This is a genomic window from Helicobacter pylori, from assembly GCA_008032955.1.
GTDB lineage: Bacteria > Campylobacterota > Campylobacteria > Campylobacterales > Helicobacteraceae > Helicobacter > Helicobacter pylori_DC.
Genome location: CP032047.1, coordinates 1 through 3716 on the forward strand (window position 1 = coordinate 1; position 3716 = coordinate 3716).

General features: G+C 36.7%; 3 protein-coding genes. 1 reads left to right on the forward strand and 2 read right to left on the reverse strand.

Features of this window, described 5'->3' with window-relative positions:
- Nucleotides 1–289: replication initiation protein (locus D2C72_08010; GenBank protein ID QEF44210.1), on the reverse strand; the 289-nt coding region annotated here is incomplete at its 3' end.
- Nucleotides 290–605: 316 nt separating this feature from the next.
- On the opposite strand from D2C72_08010, the gene D2C72_08015 reads away from it, so the two are divergent.
- Nucleotides 606–860 carry a hypothetical protein gene (locus D2C72_08015; GenBank protein ID QEF44211.1) on the forward strand — a complete coding sequence of 85 codons (255 nt, stop codon included), beginning with the start codon at nucleotides 606–608 and terminating at the stop codon, nucleotides 858–860.
- Nucleotides 861–1742: 882 nt separating this feature from the next.
- On the opposite strand, the gene D2C72_08020 is transcribed toward D2C72_08015, so the two are convergent.
- Nucleotides 1743–3335 carry a replication initiation protein gene (locus D2C72_08020; protein ID QEF44212.1) on the reverse strand — a complete coding sequence of 531 codons (1593 nt, stop codon included), beginning with the start codon at nucleotides 3333–3335 and terminating at the stop codon, nucleotides 1743–1745.
- Nucleotides 3336–3716 lie beyond the last annotated feature (381 nt).

Genomic DNA, 3716 nt, shown 5'->3' on the forward strand with positions numbered 1-3716 from the left:
TATAGGTGTTATCTTTAGGGGTGCTAACCACTAAATCTTTGCATGGTGTGGGGGTGGTTTGTGGTGCTTTTGTTGGTGTGGGTTTTTCTTTTAGAGTGGGTTCTAGTTCTTCTTTTTTGATTTCATGCTTTGATAGTAATTCTTTAATGATTGTGTCTGTTATTTTGTTAATGCGGTCTTGTATTTTTTGTTTTTGTAACTCAATTTGTGGGGTTTTTGGGAGCGTATCCAATTCTTTTAACACTTTTTGTAAGTCTGATCTTTGTGATTCTAATTGATCAAATTCCACTATATGCCCCTTATTTCGGTATAATAGTGCAAGTCATGCTAGTATGTCTATTAACGAGCTAACCCCCATAAACAAGGGATTAGCTTTTAATAAACCTAGTGAAGTAAAGGTGCGAAAATTACAAGCACTAGCACTAACATGAATAATAGCTTCATAGCACGATACCTCCTAACGAGGTGTCGCCCTCTCTATCCTCCAACCCACTAACTTAACAAAATCAAGCTAATTTCTCCAAATTTTGTCGCACATAGGAAATACCGCACTTGTGAAACTATTAGTACGCTGTTATTGTAGCTAAAAATGGTTAATTGTATAGATGTTTCAAAAGACACTACACCTATCATTGGCAAGACACTACACCTATCATTGGCAAGACACTACACCTTCATTGGCAAGACACTACACCTATCATTGGCAAGACACTACACCTATCATTGGCAAGAAGTTCTGTTTTATTCATTTTCACCCAAAAATGAGAAACCATACAGCTTCGTTATTTAGGGGGTTGCAACCCCCAATCCCTCACGCGCGCGCGCGCGCGCGCATGTTAAAACATGTAAAAACAACATAGTTGTTAAAACATGTAATAAAAACAACGCGCATGACGCGCTACATATTTTGGGTTTTTAGTTTTTAGTGGTTTTTTTAGTCTAACGCCAGGTTTGCGCTATCTTGTTTGATTTGCTGACGCAAAACAGCTTCGGCTAACGCCTACGCTTTCAAACTGCGATGCGCTTTTGTCCATGCTCGCTAAGGCTTCGCTTGTTGGTGTTTGCTTGTCAGCAAACAATCGGTCTAAAACCGCTCATTTTGCTCGCTAACGCTCGCTAGGCGGTTTTAGTAGGGTTTAGTATGGGTTAGATTGTAAGCCGAAGTTATATGCGCTTTTAGATGCTAAACTAGTGAGATTGGCTAACTAGCAAGCAACTAAAAGGGAAATGAAGTTTTTTGAATTTTGAATTCTAACTTCCAACTAAAAACAAAATACCCAAATAATGAGCTAAAAACAGCCCTATTTCATCGTTTTGAGTGAAAACCGATGATTATATTAGATTAGAATTTAAAATTCATTCTAGGCGATTTTAGAAAGAAATTTGTCTAAAACAATTCGCTATGACTGCCAAGCCTAACCAAAGTTAAAATGTCTAAATCTACACAAACGCAAAAGAACGAATTAGAGACTTCTTTCAACGAGCAGATGAACCACTTTCAAAACGAATGGAACAGGAAACAAGAGAGCTTCATGAAAAAACAACACAGCTGGATGGAAAGATTAGAGAACACAATCAAAAGATAGACGACGAAAGGAGTTATAATTCCTTGTGAGAAATTATTATTCTACCAAAATAGAATAAGACAAAAATTCTAGCCATTTTGTTTTGAATTTTTAAGGGTTATGTTTTTAACAAGCTTATAAACCCCTATTTTAGGGGATTTTAAAAAATTTCTGATTTCACCGGTAGTATTTCTTGAACCAATTCTTCAAATGTTTTTCATCTTTAGCGATGAAAGGTTTGAGCAGTTTCTCAGGCTTATCCACATCTTGGACTGAAACACAGATCCGATTGTCATTCAATTTGACAATGTTAGTGATTTTCAAATAGCTTGTTATCCCCTTAGGGCATTGATCCACGTTGTTATTAGTGATATTGATCGTTTTGCCTATGTATTCTTCAAACTCTTTGATAGGCTTGTTAGTGATAGGGTGGATTTTAGGGGGATCAATTTCTTCTAGCAAATTGTCTTTTTTTAGGCTGTATCCATTAACAAACAGAAGTTCCAAAGCGAATGTCTTGTTGGATACAAGGAATTTTTGAGAGTTTTTGTTAGTCAAAACATGCAAAAACATTTGATTCTTTTCAAAAGTGGCGTCTTTAATTTGCAAAATAGTCCCATTGTTGTGTCTGAACTGATAGCCGATTAAGGTTTTTAATTCAAGCAACCTAGCTTCCATAGTGGCTTTGGCGTTTCTTTTAGCGATTTGGTTGTTAATATCCCATGCTATGAGCTTAATATCCCTTTTAGCGCGTTGCTTGTCTTTTTGCTTTTGTTGCTTGGTTTCGCCCTGTGGCAGTTGTTCAAAATAGAAATCAATATGCGTTACCTTGCGCTTGTCGTGGCTGTTTCTGCGTTCCTTTTTGTAGCTCAAGTGTTCAAAGGGATAGATTTTTCTGAGTTCTTTGAGAGCGATTTTTAGGACAAAATTGTCTACGCTTCTCATGTCATAATCTTTTGGAATGTTTAAAAGCTCCCTGAATTGAGTCCATTCCACGCTCAAAATCCCTGTGCTTTTGTATTGCTTGAGCAAGCGATAGAGCGTTTTAGCGTATTTGCCTCTTACTTGTTGAAATTCTAACAGATTGAAAGAAGTGTATTGACCCATGCCAAGATTGTTGAGCAAGTATTGGTAGTTGTCGTTGAGTTGGATTTCTAAATACTTCAAATCTTTACTCGGTTTGTTCAATTCAATTTTACACCGACTAAAAAGCATGTAATTTTCTTGAATGATTGAAGTTTCTGTTTCGCTAATTTTCCAAAAATCAGCGGTTTTGATGCTGTCCCACAGCTTAATCACCACTTCTGATAAGCGCTCATTAGAAATATCTATGTTTAGCATGTGTTTCAAATCTTGCGGTTCAAAACGAATGAGGGTATTCCCTTGATCTTTAAGCCTTTGAAAAATAGCGAATAAAAGATTGGCTTCCCTTTCGCTCAATTTCCCTAGATTAACCTTATTAGCGTTATTGTGGTAGGTGATATAGGTGTTATCTTTAGGGGTGCTAACCACTAAATCTTTGCATGGTGTGGGGGTGGTTTGTGGTGCTTTTGTTGGTGTGGGTTTTTCTTTTAGAGTGGGTTCTAGTTCTTCTTTTTTGATTTCATGCTTTGATAGTAATTCTTTAATGATTGTGTCTGTTATTTTGTTAATGCGGTCTTGTATTTTTTGTTTTTGTAACTCAATTTGTGGGGTTTTTGGGAGCGTATCCAATTCTTTTAACACTTTTTGTAAGTCTGATCTTTGTGATTCTAATTGATCAAATTCCACTATATGCCCCTTATTTCGGTATAATAGTGCAAGTCATGCTAGTATGTCTATTAACGAGCTAACCCCCATAAACAAGGGATTAGCTTTTAATAAACCTAGTGAAGTAAAGGTGCGAAAATTACAAGCACTAGCACTAACATGAATAATAGCTTCATAGCACGATACCTCCTAACGAGGTGTCGCCCTCTCTATCCTCCAACCCACTAACTTAACAAAATCAAGCTAATTTCTCCAAATTTTGTCGCACATAGGAAATACCGCACTTGTGAAACTATTAGTACGCTGTTATTGTAGCTAAAAATGGTTAATTGTATAGATGTTTCAAAAGACACTACACCTATCATTGGCAAGACACTACACCTATCATTGGCAAGACACTAC